At 67.0% G+C, this 21,882-nt stretch carries 24 protein-coding genes; 8 read left to right on the top strand and 16 right to left on the bottom strand.

Annotated elements, in window-relative coordinates; genetic code table 11:
• Positions 1 to 39 precede the first annotated feature (39 nt).
• From P0086_RS12385 to tsaD, 5 genes are read right to left on the bottom strand one after another with little or no spacing between them, the layout of a single operon-like run.
• Positions 40 to 687, bottom strand: coding sequence for a methyltransferase (locus tag P0086_RS12385; protein WP_275785823.1), 648 nt, complete (start codon positions 685 to 687; stop codon positions 40 to 42).
• A 10-nt stretch (positions 688 to 697) separates the two neighbouring features.
• Positions 698 to 1,129: an EVE domain-containing protein gene (locus P0086_RS12380; protein ID WP_112595454.1), complete on the bottom strand. Its 432-nt coding sequence runs from the start codon at positions 1,127 to 1,129 to the stop codon at positions 698 to 700.
• Positions 1,130 to 1,134: 5 nt separating this feature from the next.
• Positions 1,135 to 1,428: a YciI-like protein gene (locus tag P0086_RS12375; RefSeq protein WP_112595808.1), complete on the bottom strand. Its 294-nt coding sequence runs from the start codon at positions 1,426 to 1,428 to the stop codon at positions 1,135 to 1,137.
• A gap of 17 nt (positions 1,429 to 1,445) precedes the next feature.
• A complete protein-coding gene (locus P0086_RS12370; protein WP_275785817.1) occupies positions 1,446 to 2,438 on the bottom strand; it encodes an NAD(P)H-dependent glycerol-3-phosphate dehydrogenase in 993 nt (330 codons plus the stop codon).
• Positions 2,435 to 3,529, bottom strand: a complete 1,095-nt coding sequence (gene tsaD / locus P0086_RS12365) for a tRNA (adenosine(37)-N6)-threonylcarbamoyltransferase complex transferase subunit TsaD (RefSeq protein ID WP_148651569.1) — start codon at positions 3,527 to 3,529, stop codon at positions 2,435 to 2,437. The genes P0086_RS12370 and tsaD overlap by 4 nt, the downstream gene beginning before the upstream one ends.
• Before the next feature lie 73 nt (positions 3,530 to 3,602).
• On the opposite strand from tsaD, the gene hemC reads away from it, so the two are divergent.
• The 6 genes from hemC (at position 3,603) to P0086_RS12335 (ending at position 9,725) form a co-directional block, all read left to right on the top strand.
• A complete protein-coding gene (hemC, locus tag P0086_RS12360; protein WP_275785814.1) occupies positions 3,603 to 4,532 on the top strand; it encodes a hydroxymethylbilane synthase in 930 nt (309 codons plus the stop codon).
• On the top strand, positions 4,532 to 5,260 hold the full coding sequence (locus tag P0086_RS12355; RefSeq protein WP_275785811.1) for a uroporphyrinogen-III synthase: 729 nt from the start codon (positions 4,532 to 4,534) through the stop codon (positions 5,258 to 5,260). The genes hemC and P0086_RS12355 overlap by 1 nt, the downstream gene beginning before the upstream one ends.
• A gap of 104 nt (positions 5,261 to 5,364) precedes the next feature.
• Positions 5,365 to 6,708, top strand: a complete 1,344-nt coding sequence (locus P0086_RS12350; protein ID WP_275785808.1) for a hypothetical protein — start codon at positions 5,365 to 5,367, stop codon at positions 6,706 to 6,708.
• Between the two features lie 15 nt (positions 6,709 to 6,723).
• Positions 6,724 to 8,325, top strand: coding sequence for a heme biosynthesis protein HemY (locus P0086_RS12345; protein WP_275785806.1), 1,602 nt, complete (start codon positions 6,724 to 6,726; stop codon positions 8,323 to 8,325).
• A 60-nt stretch (positions 8,326 to 8,385) separates the two neighbouring features.
• Positions 8,386 to 8,871, top strand: a complete 486-nt coding sequence (locus P0086_RS12340; protein WP_112595469.1) for a TerB family tellurite resistance protein — start codon at positions 8,386 to 8,388, stop codon at positions 8,869 to 8,871.
• 131 nt (positions 8,872 to 9,002) lie between these two features.
• Positions 9,003 to 9,725: a glutamine amidotransferase gene (locus P0086_RS12335; RefSeq protein WP_275785803.1), complete on the top strand. Its 723-nt coding sequence runs from the start codon at positions 9,003 to 9,005 to the stop codon at positions 9,723 to 9,725.
• 13 nt (positions 9,726 to 9,738) lie between these two features.
• Here P0086_RS12335 and P0086_RS12330 read toward each other — a convergent pair whose 3' ends face one another.
• Complete coding sequence (locus P0086_RS12330) at positions 9,739 to 10,989, bottom strand: MFS transporter (protein WP_275785800.1); 1,251 nt, start codon at positions 10,987 to 10,989, stop codon at positions 9,739 to 9,741.
• A 138-nt stretch (positions 10,990 to 11,127) separates the two neighbouring features.
• Between P0086_RS12330 and P0086_RS12325 the strand changes: the two genes are divergently transcribed.
• Complete coding sequence (locus P0086_RS12325; protein WP_112595476.1) at positions 11,128 to 11,424, top strand: YggT family protein; 297 nt, start codon at positions 11,128 to 11,130, stop codon at positions 11,422 to 11,424.
• A 4-nt stretch (positions 11,425 to 11,428) separates the two neighbouring features.
• Positions 11,429 to 11,725, top strand: coding sequence for a DUF167 family protein (locus P0086_RS12320; protein WP_275785798.1), 297 nt, complete (start codon positions 11,429 to 11,431; stop codon positions 11,723 to 11,725).
• Positions 11,726 to 11,779: 54 nt separating this feature from the next.
• Here the strand turns inward: P0086_RS12320 and ppa are convergent, their stop codons facing one another.
• From ppa to P0086_RS12270, 10 genes are all read right to left on the bottom strand, one after another.
• Positions 11,780 to 12,313, bottom strand: a complete 534-nt coding sequence (gene ppa / locus P0086_RS12315) for an inorganic diphosphatase (RefSeq protein ID WP_112595480.1) — start codon at positions 12,311 to 12,313, stop codon at positions 11,780 to 11,782.
• Between the two features lie 115 nt (positions 12,314 to 12,428).
• On the bottom strand, positions 12,429 to 12,806 hold the full coding sequence (locus P0086_RS12310; RefSeq protein ID WP_112595482.1) for a cytochrome C oxidase subunit IV family protein: 378 nt from the start codon (positions 12,804 to 12,806) through the stop codon (positions 12,429 to 12,431).
• A 9-nt stretch (positions 12,807 to 12,815) separates the two neighbouring features.
• Positions 12,816 to 13,538 carry a heme-copper oxidase subunit III family protein gene (locus P0086_RS12305; RefSeq protein WP_112595484.1) on the bottom strand — a complete coding sequence of 241 codons (723 nt, stop codon included), beginning with the start codon at positions 13,536 to 13,538 and terminating at the stop codon, positions 12,816 to 12,818.
• Between the two features lie 12 nt (positions 13,539 to 13,550).
• On the bottom strand, positions 13,551 to 14,267 hold the full coding sequence (locus P0086_RS12300) for a cytochrome c oxidase subunit 3 (RefSeq protein WP_148178122.1): 717 nt from the start codon (positions 14,265 to 14,267) through the stop codon (positions 13,551 to 13,553).
• Positions 14,264 to 16,036, bottom strand: a complete 1,773-nt coding sequence (locus tag P0086_RS12295) for a cytochrome c oxidase subunit I (RefSeq protein WP_275785792.1) — start codon at positions 16,034 to 16,036, stop codon at positions 14,264 to 14,266. The genes P0086_RS12300 and P0086_RS12295 overlap by 4 nt, the downstream gene beginning before the upstream one ends.
• Positions 16,037 to 16,074: 38 nt before the next feature.
• A complete protein-coding gene (locus P0086_RS12290; protein WP_112613881.1) occupies positions 16,075 to 16,908 on the bottom strand; it encodes a cytochrome c oxidase subunit II in 834 nt (277 codons plus the stop codon).
• Between the two features lie 133 nt (positions 16,909 to 17,041).
• The gene (locus P0086_RS12285; protein ID WP_275785788.1) at positions 17,042 to 17,428 is read right to left on the bottom strand and encodes a cytochrome c family protein; all 387 of its coding nucleotides are present in this window, start codon (positions 17,426 to 17,428) and stop codon (positions 17,042 to 17,044) included.
• Between the two features lie 184 nt (positions 17,429 to 17,612).
• Complete coding sequence (locus tag P0086_RS12280) at positions 17,613 to 18,119, bottom strand: GNAT family N-acetyltransferase (protein WP_112595494.1); 507 nt, start codon at positions 18,117 to 18,119, stop codon at positions 17,613 to 17,615.
• Positions 18,120 to 18,337: 218 nt separating this feature from the next.
• Positions 18,338 to 20,167, bottom strand: a complete 1,830-nt coding sequence (gene typA / locus P0086_RS12275) for a translational GTPase TypA (protein WP_112595496.1) — start codon at positions 20,165 to 20,167, stop codon at positions 18,338 to 18,340.
• A gap of 121 nt (positions 20,168 to 20,288) precedes the next feature.
• A complete protein-coding gene (locus tag P0086_RS12270) occupies positions 20,289 to 21,851 on the bottom strand; it encodes an alkaline phosphatase D family protein (RefSeq protein WP_275785783.1) in 1,563 nt (520 codons plus the stop codon).
• Positions 21,852 to 21,882: the final 31 nt, after the last annotated feature.

The following is a 21,882-nucleotide window of genomic DNA, read 5'->3' as shown; positions in this document are numbered from 1 at the left end:
CACCCCAGCCCGCACTGCGACAACGGACCACCACGGGGATCATGGAAGAAAGCGCCAGACCGTCGTCCGCTTGACCTCGCTGTCTTCCAGCACACGCGTCACCGGCACCGCGTAGGTCGCGAGCGGTGCCATCCTGTCCTTCGGGCAGTAGGACCGTCCCGGATCCCCCACGACCACCGCCGCCCCGCGTTCGGCGAGCCTGCGAAACCAAGGGATCAGTGCCCCTGCGAAGGCGCTGTCGTAGAAGACGTCGCCGGCCAGCACCACGTCCCAGCCTTCGTCCGAGCCGATCAGATCCTCGCCCCTGAACTCCACCTCCACCCCGTTCAGCGCAGTATTCAGCCGCACGGCCGTCTCCGTCCAGGGGTCGATGTCGGCCGCCAGCACGCGCGCGGCACCCGCCCGCTTCGCCGCGATCGCGACAAGGCCGGAGCCGCTGGCGAAATCGAGGACGCTGCGCCCGCGCACGATCTCGGCGTGGTCCAGCACGTAGCGGGCGAGCCCCTGCCCGCCCGCCCAGGCGAACGCCCAGAACGGCGGCGGCAGGCCGATCTCTTCGAGTTCCTCTTCGGTCTTCAGCCACAGATCGTGCGCCTCGGAGGCCAGGCGCAGCCGGATTTCCGGCACATGCGGCGGCGCGATCACCGCGGTGTTGTCGAGGATGAAGCGTTCGGGATCGGTCTTCACGGGATCGTGGTCAGCGCGGCGGCTCGTCGAGGCCGCCCATGCGGCAGACCTCGATCCATTCGTCCTCCGTCACCGGCTGGACGGACAGGCGCATGGAGGTGACGAGCGACATCTTCTCGAGCTTCGGGTTCGCCTTGATGTCCTTGAGCGATACCGGCTTCGGCATGTCGCAGACGGCGCGGATGTCGACGCAGTCCCAGCGCGGATCGTCACCGGCGGTCGAATCCGGATGCGACAGCGCGCAGACCTCGGTGATGCCGACGATCTCCAGCCCCTCGTTGGAGTGGTAGAAGAAACCCTTGTCGCCGATCTTCATGGCCCGCATGTTGTTGCGCGCCAGGTAGTTGCGCACCCCCGTCCACTCGGTGCCCGCGGCACCGGCATCCTTCTGCATCTGCCAGGACCATTTGAACGGTTCCGACTTGTAGAGCCAGTGGGCCATGAACCTTATGCCTCCGGATTGTTGAAGGTCCAGGTCCAGGGCTTGACCACGACGCTTTCGAAGACGCCGGCCTTGAAGAAGGGATCGGCCTCGCCGAGCGCCCGCGCCGCCTCGGCGCTATCGGCCTTGACGACGACGAGGCTGCCGTTCGGCTTGCCGTCCGCATCGAGGAACGGGCCGGCGAAGGCGAGCTTGCCCTCTTCGTTCAGCTTCGTCAGGTGGGCGACGTGCACGGGGCGGGTGTCGAGGCGCAATTGCAGCGCGCCGGGCTTGTCGGTGCAGAGAAGGGCAAAAAGCATGGCCATATCCTTTTCCTCTAGAATTCCTGGGTGATCGGTCGGGTCATCAGCCGGCCGATCGCGGTCGCAATGTCGAGCCTGCCGTCGACGATCGCCGCGACCGCCTCGGTGATCGGCATGTCGATGTTGCGTTCGGCCGCGACCCTTGCGGCCACGCCCGCCGCGAAGGCGCCCTCGACCAGGTCGCCGGACCAGTTGTCGGCATTGCCGTTGCGGCCGAGCTCGATGCCGAAGCGCAGGTTGCGCGACTGGTGGCTGGTGCCGGTGAGCACCAGGTCGCCGAGCCCCGACAGCCCGGTCACCGTCGCCGCGTCGCCACCATGGGCGGCCACGAACCGCGACATCTCTGCGAGCCCCCGCGAGATCAGCGCCGCGCGGGCGCTGTCGCCGAGCCCCGCCCCCTCGACGATGCCGCAGGCGATCGCCAGCACGTTCTTCAGCGCGCCGCCGAGTTGCACGCCGATGCGGTCGGCGGAGGGATAGAGCCGGAAGGTCGGCCCGGACAGCGCATGCGCCAGCGTCGCCGCCGTCTCGATCGTCGCCGCGGCGACCACCATCGCGGTCGGCAGGCCGCGCGCGATGTCGGCGGCAAAGCCGGGACCGGAAAGCACTGCGATGTGCTGGTGCGGCAGTTCCTCTTCCAGCACCTCGGTCAGAAGCCGGCCGCTCGCCTTCTCCATGCCCTTGGCACAGACGACGACGGTCGCGCCCTCGGCAAGATGGGGCGCAAGCGCGCGGGCCGCCGCCCGCTGCGCCTGCGACGGCATGGCGAAGAGGACGACCGGGGCATCCCTCAAAACGGCCTGATCGGTGGTCGCCTCCAGCGCCGCCGACAGCACGATGCCGGGAAGGACGGTGTCGTTTCGGCGCGACGCGGCGATCTCCGCGACCGTCTCCGCCCGCCGGGCCAGCAGCGTGGCCCGGCTTTCGCCGGTCTCGGCGACGACGGTGGCGAGCGCCGTACCAAAGGCGCCGGCTCCGACCACCACGACATGCGGCCGTCTCGTCATGCCTTCGCTCCCCGCTTGCCCGAGCCGAGCACGGCCGCGGCCTCCGCATCGAGCGGCCAGCGCGCGCGCGGCGCGACGGCAAGGTCATCGGCAGAAAGGCCGGCGGCCATCCGCTCCAGCCCCGCCCAGGCGATCATCGCGGCATTGTCGGTGCAGAGCGCGAGCGGCGGCGCCACGAAGCCGAACCCGTTGCGGTCGCAGAGGTCCTGAAGCGTCGCCCGCAGCACCTTGTTGGCCGCCACGCCGCCGGCCACCACCAGCGCCGGCCGGGCGACATCGGGGAAGTCCTGCCGGAACCGCTCCAGCCCGCGACCGATGCGGTCCTTCAGCGTGCGCGAGACGGCCTTCTGGAACGAGGCGCAGATATCGGCGATGTCCTGCTCGCTCACCGGCTCGATCGACTGGGCGGCCTGGCGCACCGCCGTCTTCAGCCCCGAGAACGAGAAGTCCAGCCGCTTCTCGCCGACGAGCGGCCGCGGAAAGGAGAACCGGTCCGGATCGCCGCTCTCGGCCGCCTTTTCGACGGCGGGACCGCCCGGATAGGGAAGGCCGAGCAGCTTCGCCGTCTTGTCGAAGGCCTCGCCGAGCGCGTCGTCGATCGTCGTGCCCCAGCGCTCGTAGTCGCCGACGCCGCGCACCAGCACGAGCTGCGTGTGCCCCCCGGAGACGAGCAGCATCAGATAGGGAAAGGAAAGCCCGTCGGTCAGCCGCGCGGTCAGCGCGTGCCCCTCCAGGTGGTTGACCGCATAGAGCGGCTTGCCCTTGGCGCGCGCGATCGCCTTGCCGGTCATCAGGCCGACGATCAGGCCGCCGATCAGGCCGGGCCCGCTCGTCGCCGCGATCGCATCCACCTCGTCCAGCGTCTTGCCGGCGCGCGCCAGCGCCTGGCCGATCAGTTCGTCGAGTGCCTCGACATGGGCCCGGGCCGCAATTTCGGGCACGACGCCGCCATAAGCGCTATGCTCGTCGAGCTGGCTCAGCACCACGTCGCCAAGGATCGTGCCCTGGCCGGACGCATCCCGCACGACGACGGCGGCGGCGGTCTCGTCGCAGCTCGTTTCGATGCCGAGGATGGTCAGATGGGACGACATGAAGCACGCTGTTTGATTGCGATGGTGGCAAAAGCCGGTTACGAGAGCTTCCGGTAACAACGGATCACGGTTGATGCAAACAAAACCTTTCAGGATCGGGACCCGCGGCAGCCCGCTGGCACTGGCGCAGGCGCACGAGACCCGGGCGCGCCTGATGACGGCCCATGGCCTGCCGGAAGAGATGTTCGAGATCGTCGTGCTCTCGACCAAGGGCGACCGCATCACGGACCGCGCCCTGTCCGAAATCGGCGGCAAGGGCCTGTTCACCGAGGAGATCGAGGCGCAGCTCTTTTCCGGCGATCTCGACTTCGCCGTGCATTCCTCCAAGGACATGCCGACCCGGCTGCCGGATGGCCTGGAACTCGCAGCCTTCCTGCCGCGCGAGGATCCCCGCGACGCCTTTGTCGGCCGCACGGCCCCGACGCTTCTCGAATTGCCGCACGGCGCCACCGTCGGTTCGGCCTCGCTGCGCCGGCAGGCGCAGATCCGCAGGCTCCGTCCGGACATCAACGTCACCATTTTCCGCGGCCAGGTCGACACCCGCCTGCGCAAGCTGGCGGAAGGCGAGGCCGATGCGACGCTGCTCGCTTTTGCCGGCCTGAAGCGCATCGGCCGCGAGCATGTGGCAACCGAGATCCTCGACCCCGAGGTTTTCCTCCCTGCCCCTGCGCAGGGCGCGATCTGCGTCGAGGCCCGCACCGGCGATCGCCGCATCGCCGATCTCCTGGCGGCGATCAACGATCCCGAAACCAGCGAGGCCGTCACCTGCGAGCGCAGCTTCCTCGGGGTGCTGGACGGATCCTGTCGCACGCCGATCGCCGGCTACGCCGTCTCCGACGGCAGCCGCATCCGCTTCCGCGGCATGATCCTCACCCCCGACGGCACGCGCTGTCACGAGACGACGATCGAGGGTGCCGCCAGCGATGCCGCCGCTCTGGGCGCCGAGGCCGGCCACGCGGTGCGTGCGGCCGCCGGCACCGGCTTCTTCGACGGGTGGACCTGATGCGGGTTCTGGTCGTCCGCCCCCAAGCCTCGGCGGAAAAAACCGCAGCAAAGCTCAAGGCCCTCCACCACACGCCCGTACTGCTCTCCCTCGTCGTCCCCGTCCATGACGCGGTCGCGGCGACCGCGGGCCTTGCGCGGCGGCACTCGGCGATCGCGATCACCAGTGCGGAAGCGGCGCACGTGCTGCGCTCGATCGGCGGCGAACTCGACCGCCACCTGCTGACCACCGTCTTTGCGGTCGGGCGTGCCACGGCGCGCGCGGCCACCGAAGCGGGCTTTCGCACCGTGCTGGCGGCCGAAGGAAGCGACGGCAACAGCCTCGCCGACCTGATCATCCGCCACAGGCAGGATTTCGGTGTCCCGCCCGAACCGCTCCTCTACCTGGCGGGTTCCCCCCGCTCGCACCAGTTCGAGACGCGCCTTGCCGCAGCCGGCGTCGCCCACGAAACGGTCGAATGCTACCGCATGGAGCCCACCCGACCGAAGCGCTCGATGCTGAAGCCGCTGATCGTCGACGAACGGCCGGACGCGATACTCTTCTACTCGCGCGAATCGGCACGCCACTTCTTCGAACTGCCGCTGGTCGGCGAATCCCTGGACAGCCTGGGGAATACGCTGTTCCTCTGCATCAGCCGCAACGTGGCGGCGATGGTGCCGGAGCGTTTCTCCAAATCCGTCGTCGTCTCTACCACGCCGACGGAAGAGGGCCTTCTCGATCTCCTCTGACATCGGCGCCGCCGGGAGATGGCGCTTAAATCGAAGGAGGGGCTTTCCCTGCCGGGCTTCCCTTACTAGGTTTACGTATCGCATCGGAAAGCAAGGAGGCCGTCATGGAACCGGAAAAGCCGCCACGCCGCAGGAAGTCCGGCGAGACGCCCATGACGATCGATCTTGAAGCCGTGCCCGCATCGGACGACGCAAAGGCGCCGCCTGCCGGCCCGGCCAAGGACCCGGATGCCGCCGTCGCAACCGGCGTCCCCGACACAGAACCGAAGCCCGCCGAGCCGACGTCCATCGCGCCGGAAACCGCAGAACAGCCGACCGTCGAACAGACCCCTCTCGGCGCTGCGGACGAGCCGGTTCCCGCCGCAGCGATCGGACCCGACCCTGCAGAAGCGCCCGCGCGCGAAGAGACTTCGGCGGCGCCAGGGGCCGGTCGGCCTTTCACAGACCAGACCCAGACCCAGCCCGAGCAGCGCCCGAGCAAGTCGGGAGCCCTTGCTGCCGCCATCGTCGGCGGCCTTGTCGCCCTTGCGGGTGCCGGCGCCCTGCAATACGGCGGGTATCTGCCCACGCTCGGCCCCGGCGGAGGGTCCGGCGCTGACCTGGCACCGCTCAGCGCCGAACTCGACGCCCTGAAGGCGCGGGTGGACACCTTAGGGGCTACGGCAGGCTCGCCCGCCGTCGACCTGCAGCCGCTCGAAAGCCGCCTTGCCACCCTCGAGCGGACGGCCGCCGCTCCGGCCGCCGGCGCCGTGGACGAAGAGGCGCAGCGCGCGATCGCCACGCTCGAGGCCACCGTCGCCAAGCTCACCGCGGATATCACGGCCCTGCGCGACCGCACAGCTGCCGCCGAGCGCGCGGTCTCCGACCAGTCCGCACAGCTGACCCAGCGGATCGATGCGGCCGAGCAGAAGCTCGCCGAACCGCGCGACGACGTCGCCATGGCTCGCGCCGTGGCCGCCACCGCATTGAAGACGGCGATCGACCGCGGCGGTCCCTATCTTGCCGAACTGGAAGCCTATGTCAGCGTCTCGCCGGACGATCCGGCTGTTGCGCCCTTGCGCGAGCATGCGCCGACCGGCGTCGTCTCGCGCGCCGACCTGGTGCGGCAGTTCGAGCCGGTGGCCGACGACATGATCGAGGCGGTGCACCGGCCGGCCGGTGAACAGGGCATCGTCGACCGGCTGCTCGCCAGCGCCTCGTCCGTCATCACCGTGCGGCCCGTCGGCAGCGTCGAGGGCGACAGCCCCGAGGCGATCGTGGCGCGCATCGAGAACAAGCTGCAGAACGGCGACCTCAAGGGCGCGCAGATCGAATGGCAGGCCCTGCCGGAAGCCGCGCGCAATGCCGGTGCCGCCTTCAAGGCCGAACTCGACCAGCGGATCCTGGTGGAGGACGGCGTCGGCGCCATCGTCTCCGGCGCCATGGCGAAAAGCGGCAACCAGGGCTGAGGGGCGACACCGGTCATGATCAGAGTGCTTTCCTTCGTTCTCCTCGTCCTCGCCCTCGGGCTCGGCTTTGCCTGGCTCGCCGACCGGCCCGGTGAACTGTCGATCATCTGGCAGGGCCAGCGCATCGCCATGAGCCTGATGGTCGCCGCGACGATCACGGTCTCGCTGATGGCCGCGGTGATCTTCGCCTGGTGGCTGCTGCGGGTGGTGCTCACCTCGCCCCACGCCCTCCAGCGTCACTTCCGCGCCCGGAAGCGCGACCGCGGCTACCAGGCGCTGTCGACCGGGCTGATCGCCGCCGGCGCCGGCGACGCAGCCGCCGCCCGCAAGATGCTGTCCCGCGCCAAGGGCCTGATCCGGGCGGATCAGGAGCCGCTCGTTCATCTCCTGGAGGCCCAGGCGGCGTTGATCGAGGGCAATCACGACGAGGCCCGCCGCCGGTTCGAGCTGATGGCGGACGATCCGGAGACGCGCGCGCTCGGCCTGCGCGGGCTCTACCTCGAGGCAAAGCGTCTCGGCGCCCCGGAGGCCGCACGGCAATATGCCGAACGCGCCGCCGAGACGGCGCCGCAGCTGCCCTGGGCGGCCGACGCGGTTCTCGAGCAGCATTCGCAGACCGGGGAATGGGACCAGGCGCTGAAGCTCGTCGAACACCAGAAGCCCGCCTCTGCCGAAGAGCGCAAGCAGCTCGACCGGCGCAAGGTCGTCCTGTTGACGGCGCGCGCGGGCGCACGGCTGGAAAGCCAGACCGACCCGAAGGCCGCCCGCGACGACGCACTCGCGGCCTTGAAGATCGACGAGAACTTCGTTCCCGCGGGCCTGATCGCGGCGAAGGCCTATCTCCGCGAAGGCAACCTGCGCAAGGCATCCAACATCCTCGAGCGGCTGTGGAAGGCCAACCCGCACCCCGATGTTGCCCGCCTCTTCGTCCACTCCCGCACCGGCGATTCCGCGCTCGACCGGCTGAAGCGCGCCGAAAAGCTCGAGACGCTGCATCCGAACAATGCCGAAACGCTGTTCGCCGTCGCCCAGGCCGCCCTCGATGCGCGCGAATTCAAGGTCGCCCGCCCCAAGGCCGAAGCCGCGGCGCGACTGGCGCCCTGCGAGCGGGCCTATCTGCTGCTCGCCGACATCGAGGACGCCGAAACCGGCGACCAGGGCCGGATCCGCCACTGGATGAACCAGGCGCTGAAGGCACCGCGCGATCCGGCCTGGACGGCCGACGGGGTGACGTCGCCGGAATGGCTTCCGGTGTCGCCCGTCACCGGCAAGCTCGACGCCTTCGAATGGAAGACGCCCGTCAGCGAATGGCATGCACCGATCGAAGACGGCGCGGTCAACCCCGCCGACGAGGCCATCCGCACGCTGCCGCCCGTGGCGATTGCCGGGCGGCCCGCTGCAAGCCCGCCTGCAAAGCCGCCGAAACCGGCCGGCGACATCACCCTGAAGCCCGAAGCCGGGCCGCAGGCCACGGAGAAGCCCGCCGCCGGCGGCAGGGCCGCGACGGCCGCGGACGAGCCGAAACCCTTCTTCGGCGGACTGCCGGACGATCCGGGCGTGAAGTCCGATGCGCAGCGGGAGGCCGGCACTGCAGGCGGCAGCTTCCGCATCTTCTGAGGCGGGCGCCCGGGGCTTGGGGGCAGCCGATCCATTTCAATGCGATGTTACAGGGGCGATATGTTCGAGAAATTGCAGCGGTTCCTCTCCGGTCTTTCCGGCGCGGGAAGACAGACTTTCGACGCAGGGGATCCGCGCGTGGCCGTCATGGCCCTGTGCATCCAGGTCATGGAGTCCGACGGCCGGATCCTCGATGCCGAACGTACGGCGTTGAGGGACAGCTTCCAGAAGCTCTACGGCCTCGACGACGCCCGCTTCAAACGGCTCGTCGACACCGGCACCGCCGCCGCCAGCGAGGCGATCGACTTCTTCCAGTTCACGTCCGAATTGAAGCGGCAGCTCACCGACGAACAGAAGGTCGATCTCGTCGGCCTGCTCTGGGAGATCGTCTATGCCGACGGCGACCGCAGCGAGCTGGAGGACCACGCGATCTGGCGGATCGCCGACCTCCTCGGTGTCTCCGGGCGGGAGCGGATCATGAAGCGGCAGGAAGTGGCCGGCCGCAAGGGCGACGGCGCCAGAGCGACGGAAGACCAGGGCGACTGACGGGATCCGCCTTCACAGCGCTCCGCAATCGGGTGGACAGGAAAGACTGCCTCTGACATTTTGGATTGCATCGCGCGCCGGCCGGGAGAATGTCGCACCCGGAAGGGCAGCGTGCCAGGATAGCCGACGAGATGCTTCAGATACCGCGCAAGCCCGGTCCGAAAGACCGCCCGATCCTCATCATCCTGCATCAGGAAAGGTCCAGCCCCGGCCGCGTCGGCCAGATCCTCCAGCAGGCGGGATACGCGCTGGACATCCGCCGTCCCGTTCTCGACGACCCCCTGCCTGAAACCCTCGACGGCCATGCCGGCGCCGTCGTCTTCGGCGGCCCGATGAGCGCGAACGACGATCACCTCGACTACATCAGGCGCGAGATCGACTGGCTGCAGGTGCCGCTGTCCGAGGATCGGCCCTTTCTCGGTATCTGTCTCGGCGCGCAGATGCTGGTGCGCCAGCTCGGCGGCGAGGTCGGCCCGCATGTCGACGGCATGACGGAGATCGGCTGGTATCCGCTGCAGCCCACCGATGAAGGCCGGGAACTGATGATCTGGCCCTCGATGGTCTACCAGTTCCACCGCGAGGGTTTCACGATCCCGGCCGGCGCCACGCTGCTCGCCACCGGTGAGCACTATGAGAACCAGGCCTACCGCTACGGCAACAATGCCTGGGGCATCCAGTTCCACGGCGAGCTGACGCTGGCGATGATGCATCGCTGGGTGGTGCACGGGGCCCAGCGCTTCGAACTGCCGGGGGCACAGGTCGGCAGCGCCCATCTCGACGGCCGGCTCGTGCACGATGCCGCGCTGCGCCAGTGGATGATGGGCTTCCTTGACCGCATCTTCTACGAGAATTGAACGGCCCCTTGGACTATCCCGGCAGGCGGCGCCTGTCCGGCACCGCGAGCGAATCGATCCGGCGAAGCTTCGGGAATCGGAGCGCCCAGAGGGCGGCGACGGCGATCGTGCCGATGCCGCCGATCACCACGGCCGGCACCGCCCCGATCATCGCCGCCATCGTGCCCGCCCGGAACTCGCCGAGCTCGTTCGAGGCGCCGATGAAGACCATGTTCACCGCCGTCACGCGGCCGCGCAGTTCATCCGGCGTCCACAGCATGACGAGCGAGTTGCGGACATAGACCGAGATCATGTCCGAGGCGCCCATGATCACCAGCGCGGCGATCGACAGCCAGGCCCACTGCGACAGCCCGAACACGACGGTGCCGACCCCGAACAGCCCGACGCCGATCAGCATCAGCACGCCTGCGCGATGGCGGATCGGATGCGCGGCAAGCCAGAAGGCCATCGCGACGGAACCGACGCCGGGCGCCGAACGCAGCAAGCCCAGCCCCCAGGGACCGAGCACCAGGATGTCGCGGGCGAACACCGGCATCAGCGCGACGGCGCCGCCGAGCAGCACCGCGAACAGGTCGAGCGAGATCGCGCCGAGGACCACCTTCTCCGCGCGGATGTAGCGGAACCCGGCGACGAGGCTCTCCCAGCTCTTCGCGGCGCCGGAAATGCGTTGCGGCGGCTTGGGGATCGAGATGACGGCGAGGGACGCGGCCACGAACATCGCGATTCCGACGGCGTAGGGCACGGTGACGCCGAGCCCGTACAGCAGCCCCCCGGTCACCGGCCCGGTGATCGTCGCCGTCTGTTGCGCCGTGGAGTTCCATGCGATCGCATTGGAGAGGTCCTTTTCCGGCACCAGGTTGGGCGCCAGCGACTGCATGGCCGGGCCGAGAAAGGCGCGCGCGATGCCGAAGACGACAAGCACGCCGAAGACCGGGGTCGGCGCGAACAGGCCGAACTCCGTCAACCCGAGCAGCGCTGCGGCGCAGAGGGTGCAGACCACCAGGCAGACCGCCATGATCATGCGCCGGTTGTAGCGGTCCGCCACCGACCCCGTGACGAGGATGAGGGCCAGCGAGGGCGCGAACTGCATCAGCCCGATCAGGCCGAGCATGAAGGGATCGCCGGTCAGATCGTACATCTGCCAGCCGACCGCCACGCTGACGACCTGCATCGCGAACCCGTACAGGAAACGGGAGACGAAGAAGCGGGCATAGGAGGGGTGCCGGAAGGCGGCGAACCGGTGGCCCTCGGTGGGCATGGACATGAAGCTGCACTTTCACACGACGATGGGATGCACGGCGCGCATTAAACATGTTTGCGGTAGCAGGAACAGGGGCCACTTGCTGGCAGCACGGCCAATGGCTACATGTGGACGCAAGTAACCGGAGACGACGAGAAGACTATGATCGCGATCATCAACACCCTGCTGTTCATCATCAGCATCGCGTGGTTCATCATCATCGCATCGGCCATATTTTCCTGGCTCTATGCGTTCAACGTCATCAACACCAACAACCAGGTGATCGCCTCGATCGGGCGCGCGCTCTACAACCTGACCGAGCCCGTCTATCGCCCGATCCGTCGTTTCCTGCCGGATTTCGGCGGCGTCGACCTGTCGCCGATCGTCGTGCTGATTATCCTCTTCTTCCTCGAGCAGATCATTCGCAGCGTGCTGGCGCCGGCGCTCCTCGGCATCTGAGGACATGCCCTTTCGCCGGCACGACGGCTATGTGAGCGTGACGGTGCGGCTGACGCCGAACGGCGGCCGCGACGCGATCGACGGCATCGAAACCGATGCTCAGGGCGAGCGTCACCTCAAGGTCCGCGTCCGCGCGGTGCCGGAGAAGGGACTGGCGAACAAGGCCCTGGTCGCTGTCGTCGCCAAGGCCGCCGGCGTTGCGAAATCCGCCGTCAGCCTCGTCAGCGGCGAAACGCAGAGAAAGAAAATCCTCCGGATCGAGGGCGACCCGGAGGATATCATCAGCAGGCTCGGCGCCTGAAGGGATGCGACGATAGCGGCCGGCGGTGGCGGTCAACCCCGACCCTTCGCAAGCTTACTTCTGCGCCTTGGCGCGTTCGACGGCTTCCTTGATCAGGCCGCGCGCGGTGGCGGCGTCCTTCCAGCCGTAGATCTTCACCCACTTGCCGGGCTCCAGGTCCTTGTAGTGCTCGAAGAAGTGCTCGATCTGCTTCAGCGTGATCTCCGGCAGGTCGGTGTATTCCTTGACCTTTTCGTAGCGCAGCGTCAGGTGCGGCGAGGGTACGGCGATGATCTTCTCGTCCTTGCCGGAGTTGTCTTCCATCATCAGCACGCCGATCGGGCGGACATTGATGACGCAGCCCGGCACCAGCGGCCGGGTGGAGGCGATCAGCACGTCGATCGGGTCGCCGTCGTCCGACAGCGTGTGCGGCACGAAGCCGTAGTTGCCCGGATAGGTCATCGGCGTGTAGAGGAAGCGGTCGACGACGAGCGTGCCGGCATCCTTGTCCATCTCGTACTTGATCGGGTGACCGCCGACGGGAACCTCGACGATGACGTTGACGTCTTCCGGCGGGTTCTTGCCGATGGAGATTGCATCGATGCGCATGATCGCTCCGTTAGTGCAGTGAAAGTCCGCGGCTTCGTAAAGCGAAACGCGCTGCAACGCAACAATCCATTGGTAGCGCCTGGCGGCGACCGGCCGGATCGCCCCTGTACCGGCCTCAGTTGCCGGCTGCCGCGCCGAAGAAGGCGAGCCTCGTCAAAAGCGTGTAGTGCGCCTCGGGCACCATCAGGGCGACGAAGACCAGCACCGCGACCGGAGGCAGCAGGATCGCATAGATCAGGGCCAGCCGCTCCCATGCCATGTGCATGAAGAACGCCACGATGAGCCCCGCCTTCAGAAGCATGAAGATGATGATCAGCGACCAGCGCCACAGCCCCTGCACGCCGAGATAGTCCACCATGTACGAGCAGACGCTGAGCACGAAGAGCAGCCCCCACACGACCAGGTAGAGCCTGATCGGATGCTGCTGGTGCTCGGTCCCGACCGCTGCCGGTGCGGCTCCATGCCCTGAGGTCTCGACGGTTGCCTGTGCCATGACGCTGCCTCACCACAGATAGAAGAACGCGAAGATGAAGACCCAGACCAGGTCGACGAAGTGCCAGTAGAGCCCGGTGATCTCGACGATCTCGTAGCGCCCCTTGCGGCTGGTGAAGAACCCGCGCCGCTCGGTGTCGAAGTCGCCGCGCCAGACCTTCCGGGCGATGATCAGCAGGAAGATCACCCCGATCGTCACGTGGGTCCCGTGAAACCCGGTGATCATGAAGAAGGACGAGCCGAACTGCGCCGCCCCCCACGGGTTCTCCCACGGCCGCACGCCCTCATGGATCAGCTTGGTCCATTCGAAGGCCTGCATGCCGACGAAGGTCGCCCCGAAGATCGCCGTCAGCAGCATCAGCATTGCCGTCATCCGCCGGTCGCGCCGGTAGCCGTAGTTGACCGCCATCGCCATCGTGCCGCTGGAGGAGATCAGCACGAAGGTCATGATGGCGATCAAAATCAGCGGGATCTCGTGCCCGGCGATCGTCAGCGCGAAGACTTCGCTGGGATTGGGCCAGGGCACGACGGTGGACATCCGCGCCGTCATGTAGGCGATCAGGAAGCAGCCGAAGATGAAGGTATCGCTGAGCAGGAAGATCCACATCATGGCCTTCCCCCAGGAGACGTTCTTGAACACCTGCTGGTCCGAAGCCCAGTCCGACACGAAGCCCTGCCGGCCGTCCGGCGGCAGGTGCGGTTTCGGGGAATGTGTCTGAACGACCTGCGCCATGACCCGCTCTCCCTATGTGATCAGTTGCCGGCAGAAGGCGATGAAGCTGCCCGCCCAGCCCGCAAACAGCGCCAGCAGCACCAGCCAGACGGCCAGCATGAAATGCCAGTAGGTGGCGCAGAGTTCAACGCTCAGCCTGAGCCGCGGGGTGACGATCGCCTCCGTCCGCACGAGGCGGGCGGCGCGAGCGAGCGCGACCATGCCGCCGAGGATGTGCAGCCCGTGCATGCCCGTGATCACGTAGAAGAAGCTGGTGGCGGCATCGTCGGCGAGCAGGTAGCCCGCCGCCACGAGCTGCCGCCAGGCAAACACCTGTCCCGTGACGAAGGCAAGCGCAGTCATGAGCCCGGCCAGCATCGCCGTCCTCAGTTGCTCGCGCCGGCCGCGGACCGCCTCGACCTTCGCCCAGTGCAGGCAGAGGCTGCTTGCGAACAGGATCGCCGTGTTGACGTAGAGCAGCCGCGGCACCGGCGTTGCCCACCAGTCCTGCGTGTTGACCCGCATCAGGTAGGCGCTGATGAAGAGCGTGAACAGCGCGCCGACGACCGCAAGGAAAACCCCGAGCCCGACCTTCTGGACAGGCAGCTTCGGCCGGTCGGCATCGTGCCCGTCCCGCGGTCCGCTGGCGATCCCGACTTCCAGCCAGGGCTTCGACAGCAGTCCCTGCCCGGCCGACCACCAGATGGCGATCGCCGCGATCACGCACAGGAACAGAAGCATCGCGCTCATGCGCCGGCCTCCCGCGTCGGGTAGGTGCCCGGCTGGTTCTGCGGGATGAAGTCCTCCGGCGCGCCCGGGACGCTGTAGTCATAGGCCCAGCGGTAGACGACGGGAAGGTCCTTGCCCCAGTTGCCGTGCGCCGGCGGCGTCTGCGGCGTCTGCCATTCCAGCGTCGTCGCCCGCCAGGGGTTGCCGCCGGCCTCGCGCCCGTGCCGCAGGCTCCAGGCGAGGTTGAACAAGAACAGGATCTGCGCCGCGCCGACGACGAGCGCCATGATCGTGATGAAGATGTTCAGGTCGTGCACCGATGCCGGCACGAAACTGGTTTCGCCGATCTCGTTGTAACGCCGCGGAACGCCGACGAGCCCGACATAGTGCATGGGGAAGAAGATCAGGTAGGCGCCAAGGAAGGTGATCCAGAAATGCAGCTGGCCCATGCCCTCGTTCAGCATCCGTCCGGTGATCTTCGGATACCAGTGGTAGATCGCCCCGAAGATCACGAGGATCGGCGCCACGCCCATCACCATGTGGAAATGGGCGACGACGAACATCGTATCCGACAGCGGCACGTCGACGACGACGTTGCCGAGGAACAGCCCCGTTAGCCCGCCATTGACGAAGGTGACGATGAAGGCGAGCGCGAACAGCATCGGCAGCGTCAGGTGGATGTTGCCGCGCCACAGGGTCAGCGTCCAGTTGTAGACCTTCAGCGCCGTCGGCACCGCGATGACAAGCGTCGTCGTGGCGAAGAAGAAGCCGAAATAGGGGTTCATGCCGCTGACATACATGTGGTGCGCCCAGACGACGAAGGACAGCGCGCCGATGATGACGATCGCCCAGACCATCATGCGATAGCCGAAGATGTTCTTGCGCGCATGCGTGCTGATCAGGTCGGAGACGATGCCGAAGGCCGGCAGCGCGACGATGTAGACCTCCGGATGGCCGAAGAACCAGAACAGGTGCTGGAACAGGATCGGGCTGCCGCCGCCGTGCTGCAACTGCTCGCCCATCTCGACGATCGCCGGCATGAAGAAGCTGGTGCCGGCCAGCCGGTCGAACAGCATCATGACGCAGGCGACGAACAGCGCCGGGAAGGCGAGCAGCGCCATCACCGTGGCGGTGAAGATGCCCCAGACCGTGAGCGGCATCCGCATCAGCGTCATGCCCCGGGTGCGCCCCTGCAGGACGGTGACCGCGTAGTTGAGGCCGCCCATGGTGAAGCCGATGATGAAGATGATCAGCGAGACCAGCATCAGGACGATGCCCCAGTCCTGTCCGCCCGGCGTATTGGAGAGGATCGCCTGCGGCGGATAGAGCGTCCAGCCCGCCCCCGTCGGGCCGCCGGACGCGAAGAAGCTCGCCACCAGCACCGCGACGGCGAGCAGGTAGAGCCAGTAGCTCAGCATGTTGGCGTAGGGAAACACCATGTCGCGCGCACCGACCATCAGCGGTATCAGGTAGTTGCCGAAGCCGCCGAGGAAGAGCGCGGTGAGCAGGTAGATCACCATGATCATGCCGTGCATGGTGATGAACTGGTAGTAGCGTTCGGCGTCGAGGAAGGTCAGCGCACCGGGAAAGGCGAGCTGGATCCGCATCAGCCAGGACAGCACCAGCGCCACCATGCCGATCGCGATCGCCGTGCAGCTGTACTGGATGGCAATCACCTTCGCATCCTGGCTGAAGACGTAGCGCGTCCACCAGCTGTGCGGATGATAGAGCTCGACGTCCTCGACCGCGGCGGGCGGAATGATGTCGCCTGCCCCTGATGCTTCCACCATCGTTCTCCTCCTTCTCCCTATCCCTCCCGGACCGGGACCTATCTGCCGGGCGCCTCCGCCACCGTTGTCGCGGCCGGCAGGGCGGCCTGCAATTGCTCGAATGTCGCCTGTTCGGCGAGCCAGGTCTGGTAGTCGGCCTCGCTGTCCACCACGACCATGCCCCGCATCTGCGAATGCCCGACCCCGCAGAGTTCCGCGCAGAGGATGTCGAAGGTGCCGGTGCGCGTCGGCGTCAGCCAGAAATAGGTGACCATGCCGGGGATCATGTCCATCTTGGCGCGGAACTCCGGCACGTAGAAATCGTGCAGCACGTCGATGGAGCGGAGCAGCACCTTCACCGGCTTGCCGACCGGCAGATGCAGTTCGCCTCCCTCGATGACGACGTCGTCCAGTGCGTCGGCATCGGCCTTGTCGATCCCGAGCGAATTGTCGGGCGCCACGTCGCGCGTCTCGGCTCGCCCGAGCTTGCCGTCCGCGCCCGGCAGCCGGAAGCTCCACAGCCATTGCTGGCCGACGATCTCGATCTCGGCGGCCTCCGACGGAACGGTGATGAACTGGTGCCAGACGAACAGCCCCGGCGCCAACATGGCAAAGACGCCGATGGCCGTGCCGACGGCGAGCCCGCTTTCGAGTCTGCGGTTCTCCGGTTCGTAGGCGGCGCGTCGGCCGGGATCGTGGCGGAAGCGCCAGACGCAATAGGCCACGAACAGGACGACGGCGACGAACACCGCGCCTGTGATCCAGAACGTGATGACGAGGGTGTGGTCGATGTAGCTCCAGTTGGAGGCGATCGGCGTCCACCACCAGGGGCTCAGGAGGTGAAAGAGCACCGACCCGACCGCGATCGCCACCAGCACCAGTACGACTGCCATATCCGTCCCTCCCGCCAGAATCGGCCGTGGGCATCAATCTGCAATCTGCGTTACAACTATCTCACGAATGAAAATGGCAGGCAATTGCGTCTCCGGAGGGGCTGCCGCCCGGCCGGGTCCGGCCGGATTTCGCTTACGGCATCGCGTGTTGCTTCAGATAGGCGAGCAGGTTGGTGATGTCGCCTTCGTCCTTCAAACCGGGAAAGACCATCTTGGTGCCCTTCACCTTCGCCCTCGGATTGTGCAGGTAGTCGCGCAGCGAGGCATCGTCCCAGACGAGGCCGGCCTTGCCCGCCTCCACCATCGCGTTCGAGTACTTGAAGTCGGGATGCGTGCCGGCGGCCCGCCCGAAGATGCCGTGCAGCGACGGGCCGACCTTGTTCGTGTCGGTGTCGACGACATGACAGACCGCGCACTTCTTGAAGACCGTCTCGCCCGCCGAGGCATCGCCTTCCTGGGCGTGGGCGGCCGTGAGACAGGTGACAGAAAGAAAGACGAGAGAATAAACCGTCGTTCGCATGCAAGCCTCTCCTCCAGGCAAGGGTGCCGGAGAGCGCTGTCGCCGATGACCTGAACCCACCGTCGCCGGCAGCCCTCCGTCGCACCCGTCCGTGTTCACAGAGAGGTGCGATCGCCTGATCAGGTATGGCTCGAATGGAAGAAGTCAATCAACGGCACGGGAGGGACGCCGACGCCATGGGCCTCTAACGGAAGATGAAGCCGATCTTCTTCAGTTCCTTCTCGCCGAAATCCTCCATCCCCTCGGCGATGTCGACCCCGCCGGCGGCACGGAAGAAGCGCTCGGCCATCTCGCTTTCCTCCAGGCACCAGACCACCATTCCCTCGCAGCCGAGCGACTTCAGAAGCCGCTTGCTTTCGCCGAACAGCATCCGGCCGAGCCCGAGGCCCTGGTATTCCGGCCGAAGGTAGATCTCGTAGATCTCGCCGTCCTGCGGCAGGGCGCGCGCCCGGTTCAGGCCGAGCGTGGCATAGCCGGCAATCACGCCGGCGACATCGAGCACGAGCAGCGTCGCCGGCCCGCGGGTCGCCTTGCGCCACCACGCCGCGTCGCGCCGCTGGACCATCTGCATCAGCGGCTTGTGCGGAATGATGCCCGCATAGGCATGCAGCCAGGACGCCCGATGGGCCTCAGAGATGGCCGCTGCGTCCTGCGGCTCGGCACGCCGCACATCGATCGATAGTGTTTTCATCGAAATGACTCTAAACCCGCACCGACTCCGCGAGAATCCCGGCCCCTTCCGGAGATCTCCTTGCCCACAGGCAAGTTGGCTCGCGGCGTCCAGGAAAGTTAACGCTTTTTTAAGAAACGCCACAAGCCGTATTAGGGCGGCACACACATGAAAAAGGCCCCGGCATTTCTGCCGGAGCCTCGATCGATTTGGGGATGATTTTACGCCTTCGGGGCGAATCAGGCAGCGCCCGCCGTACGCTGCTTCTCGAAACGCTTGCGGTCGTTCGGGTCGAGATAGAGCTTGCGCAGCCGGATCGACTTCGGCGTCACCTCGACGAGTTCGTCGTCCTGGATCCACGACAGCGCGCGTTCCAGCGTGAACTTGATCGGCGGCGTGAGCTTGACGGCCTCGTCCTTGCCGGCGGCGCGGATGTTGGTCAGCTTCTTGCCCTTCAGCACGTTCACGTCGAGGTCGTTGTCGCGCGAATGGATGCCGATGATCATGCCCTCATAGACCTTCTCGCCGGCGTCGATGATCATCGGGCCGCGGTCTTCGAGGTTGAACAGCGCGTAGGCGACGGCCTCGCCGGATTCGTTGGCGAGCAGGACGCCGTTGACCCGGCCGCCGATCTCGCCCTTGTAGGTCTGGTACTCGTGGAACAGGCGGTTCATCACCGCGGTGCCGCGGGTATCGGTCAGGAGCTCCGACTGGTAGCCGATCAGGCCGCGGGTCGGCGCGTAGAAACGCAGGCGGACGCGGTTGCCGCCCGACGGACGCAGCTCGACCATCTCGGCCTTGCGCTCCGACATCTTCTGCACGACGACGCCGGAATGCTCCTCGTCGACGTCGATCACGACTTCCTCGACCGGCTCCATCGTCTCGCCGGTGGCCTCGTCCTTGTGCATGACGACGCGCGGACGGGAGACGGCGAGTTCGAAGCCCTCGCGGCGCATGTTCTCGATCAGGACGGCGAGCTGCAGTTCGCCACGGCCGGAGACGAAGAACGAATCCTTGTCGGCGCTTTCCTCGATCTTCAGCGCGACGTTGCCTTCCGCTTCCTTGAACAGGCGGTCGCGGATGACGCGGCTCGTGACCTTGTCGCCCTCGGTGCCGGCGAGCGGGCTGTCGTTGACGATGAAGGACATGGTGACGGTCGGCGGATCGATCGGCTGCGCCTTCATGGCGTCCGTGACCGCCGGGTCGCAGAACGTGTCGGCGACGGTGCCCTTGGAAAGGCCGGCGATCGCGACGATGTCGCCCGCCTGCGCTTCCTCGATCGGCTGGCGCTCGATGCCGCGGAAGGCGAGGATCTTCGAGATGCGGCCGTTTTCGATCAGCCTGCCGTCCTGGCCGAGAACCTTGACGGCCTGGTTCGGCTTGATCGAGCCCGAGGCGATGCGGCCGGTGATGATGCGGCCGAGGAAGTTGTTGGCCTCCAGGATCGTGCCGATCATCTTGAACGGACCTTCCTCCACCGTCGGCGCCGGAACGTGCTTGACGACGAGGTCGAGCAGCGGCGCGAGACCGTCTTCCACCGGGCCGGCCGGGTCGTAGTTCATCCAGCCGGAGCGGCCCGAACCGTAGAGGATCGGGAAGTCGAGCTGTTCGTCGGTGGCGTCGAGGTTGGCGAACAGGTCGAAGACCTCGTTGACGACTTCGTCGGCGCGCGCGTCCGGACGGTCGATCTTGTTGATCGCCACGATCGGGCGAAGGCCGACCTTCAGCGCCTTGCCGACGACGAACTTGGTCTGCGGCATCGGGCCTTCGGCCGCGTCGACGAGCACGATCGCGCCGTCCACCATCGACAGGATGCGTTCGACTTCACCGCCGAAGTCGGCGTGGCCGGGCGTGTCGACGATGTTGATGCGGGTGTCCTTCCACTCGATCGACGTGGCCTTCGCCAGGATGGTGATGCCGCGCTCCTTTTCGATGTCGTTGCTGTCCATCACGCGTTCCATCACGCGCTGGTTTTCGCGGAACGAGCCCGACTGCTTCAGGAGTTCGTCGACGAGGGTCGTCTTTCCATGGTCGACGTGCGCGATGATCGCGATATTGCGAAGGTTCATGTTCAGATCTCTGAGGTTTGGGGCGCGCACGAACAAGGAGGCGCCACGTGCATTTGGCGCGCTCCATACATGGTTTTCCGCAATTGCGAAAGAGGCAGGCGGAAACTCTGTCCGGCGGGGCTCAAGCGGTCACGACCGGATCGAGCGTGACGTTCCAGAGCTCCCGGTCCTCCCGATCCATCAGCCGCACGGTCATCTGCCGGCTCGAGCCGTCGATGTCGACGAGGCCGAAGAACTGCAGGCCGGCCGAAGGCGGCAGGTTGCTGTCGGCCCCGCCCCCGGACGCCTTCATGAAACGCACCTCCGGCCCGAACGTCCTGTCGAGCGGATGCGGGCCGTAGGTGCCGGAATGCAGCGGCCCGGAGACGAACTCCCAGAAGGGCTCGAACTCCTTGAACCGCGCCCGGGCGGGATCGTAGTGATGGGCGGCCGTATAGTGGATGTCGGCGGTCAGCCAGACGACGTTGCGGATGGCGTTGTCGCGCATGAAGGTCAGGAGGTCGGCGATCTCGCCCTCGCGCGCTGCCGGCGGTCCGTTCAGACCGTCCGCCACGCCCTCGTAGCCGAGCTTGCGCCCGTAGTCGTCCCAGATGACGACGCCCAGCGGCATGTCGCAGGCGATCACCTTCCAGGTGGCATTCGAGGCGAGCAGCTCGCGGCGCAGCCAGTCGGCCTGCCTCCAGCCGAACAGGCCGTTGTCGGTGCTGCCGCGGTTGGCGGTGCGGTAGGAGCGCAGGTCGACGAAGAAGACGTCCAGCAGCGGCCCGTAGGCGATCTTGCGGAAGATGCGGCCCGGCTCCGTCGGCCGGTAGCGGATCGGCGTCATCTCCTGGAAGGCGCGCATCGCACGGCCGGCATAGACGCCGATGTCCTTCTCCGGATAGCGCGGATCGTCCCTGAGGTCGGTCGAGGCCGACCAGTTGTTCAGCACCTCGTGGTCGTCCCACTGGAAGAACGTCGGGCATTGCGCGTTGAAGGCCAGGAGATGCCGGTCGAGCATGTTGTACTTCCACTGCCCGCGATATTCCGAAAGCGTCCGCGCCACCTCGCGCTTCTCGTCGCTGACGATCCGGTTCTTCCAGATCGTGCCGTCGCGAAGGCGGATCTCGTCGGGAATCGGATTGTCGGCATAGATCGTGTCGCCGGAATGGATGAAGAAGTCCGGCTCGTGCAGGCGCATGGTCGAATAGGTCTTCATGCCGATATCGTCTATGCCCCAGCCCTGCCCGGCGGTATCGCCGGACCAGACGAAGCGGACCGAGCGCCGCCGCAGCGGCGCGGTCCGGAAGCGACCGACGATCGGCTCGGAGACCAGGTGCTGGGAAGCGGCGTCCGTCGCCGTCAGCCGGTAGAAGACGTCCTGGTCCGGCAGGAGTTCGGTCAGGAGGTGCTTGGCGGCGAAGTCCGTCTCGTGCCCCGCCTTCAGCACCGGCCCGCGCACGGCGTTGGTGAAGCTCTCGGTGGTGGAGTACTCGACCGCAATCTCCGCCGGCCGATCGGTTCGCGCCCAGATCATGCCCGACGAGGTGTCGACATCGCCCGACTGGACGCCGTGCGTGAAGACCGGACTGCCGTGCCGCCGCGCGTAGTGAGGGACGGCCAGCGCCGAGGAGGCGGCAAGGCCGGCGGCCCCCGCCGTCAGCAGAAAGGAGCGCCGTGTCAGGAGGTCGGCCGCCGTCGCCATGGATCCCTCGTAAAAACCGCGCGAATCGCTG

Source organism: Mycoplana sp. MJR14, from assembly GCF_029210525.1.
GTDB lineage: Bacteria > Pseudomonadota > Alphaproteobacteria > Rhizobiales > Rhizobiaceae > Mycoplana.
Note: the sequence above shows the minus strand (reverse complement) of the source record. Positions and strands in the feature narration are given on the sequence as shown.

Coding starts and splice junctions, on each gene's coding strand:
- P0086_RS12380 (WP_112595454.1), bottom strand. CDS start 1,129: ATGGCCCACTGGCTCTACAAGTCGGAACCGTTCAAATGGTCCTGGCAG.
- P0086_RS12375 (WP_112595808.1), bottom strand. CDS start 1,428: ATGCTTTTTGCCCTTCTCTGCACCGACAAGCCCGGCGCGCTGCAATTG.
- P0086_RS12370 (WP_275785817.1), bottom strand. CDS start 2,438: ATGACGAGACGGCCGCATGTCGTGGTGGTCGGAGCCGGCGCCTTTGGT.
- tsaD (WP_148651569.1), bottom strand. CDS start 3,529: ATGTCGTCCCATCTGACCATCCTCGGCATCGAAACGAGCTGCGACGAG.
- hemC (WP_275785814.1), top strand. CDS start 3,603: ATGCAAACAAAACCTTTCAGGATCGGGACCCGCGGCAGCCCGCTGGCA.
- P0086_RS12355 (WP_275785811.1), top strand. CDS start 4,532: ATGCGGGTTCTGGTCGTCCGCCCCCAAGCCTCGGCGGAAAAAACCGCA.
- P0086_RS12350 (WP_275785808.1), top strand. CDS start 5,365: ATGGAACCGGAAAAGCCGCCACGCCGCAGGAAGTCCGGCGAGACGCCC.
- P0086_RS12345 (WP_275785806.1), top strand. CDS start 6,724: ATGATCAGAGTGCTTTCCTTCGTTCTCCTCGTCCTCGCCCTCGGGCTC.
- P0086_RS12340 (WP_112595469.1), top strand. CDS start 8,386: ATGTTCGAGAAATTGCAGCGGTTCCTCTCCGGTCTTTCCGGCGCGGGA.
- P0086_RS12335 (WP_275785803.1), top strand. CDS start 9,003: ATGCTTCAGATACCGCGCAAGCCCGGTCCGAAAGACCGCCCGATCCTC.
- P0086_RS12330 (WP_275785800.1), bottom strand. CDS start 10,989: ATGTCCATGCCCACCGAGGGCCACCGGTTCGCCGCCTTCCGGCACCCC.
- P0086_RS12325 (WP_112595476.1), top strand. CDS start 11,128: ATGATCGCGATCATCAACACCCTGCTGTTCATCATCAGCATCGCGTGG.
- P0086_RS12320 (WP_275785798.1), top strand. CDS start 11,429: ATGCCCTTTCGCCGGCACGACGGCTATGTGAGCGTGACGGTGCGGCTG.
- ppa (WP_112595480.1), bottom strand. CDS start 12,313: ATGCGCATCGATGCAATCTCCATCGGCAAGAACCCGCCGGAAGACGTC.
- P0086_RS12310 (WP_112595482.1), bottom strand. CDS start 12,806: ATGGCACAGGCAACCGTCGAGACCTCAGGGCATGGAGCCGCACCGGCA.
- P0086_RS12305 (WP_112595484.1), bottom strand. CDS start 13,538: ATGGCGCAGGTCGTTCAGACACATTCCCCGAAACCGCACCTGCCGCCG.
- P0086_RS12300 (WP_148178122.1), bottom strand. CDS start 14,267: ATGAGCGCGATGCTTCTGTTCCTGTGCGTGATCGCGGCGATCGCCATC.
- P0086_RS12295 (WP_275785792.1), bottom strand. CDS start 16,036: ATGGTGGAAGCATCAGGGGCAGGCGACATCATTCCGCCCGCCGCGGTC.
- P0086_RS12290 (WP_112613881.1), bottom strand. CDS start 16,908: ATGGCAGTCGTACTGGTGCTGGTGGCGATCGCGGTCGGGTCGGTGCTC.
- P0086_RS12285 (WP_275785788.1), bottom strand. CDS start 17,428: ATGCGAACGACGGTTTATTCTCTCGTCTTTCTTTCTGTCACCTGTCTC.
- P0086_RS12280 (WP_112595494.1), bottom strand. CDS start 18,119: ATGAAAACACTATCGATCGATGTGCGGCGTGCCGAGCCGCAGGACGCA.
- typA (WP_112595496.1), bottom strand. CDS start 20,167: ATGAACCTTCGCAATATCGCGATCATCGCGCACGTCGACCATGGAAAG.
- P0086_RS12270 (WP_275785783.1), bottom strand. CDS start 21,851: ATGGCGACGGCGGCCGACCTCCTGACACGGCGCTCCTTTCTGCTGACG.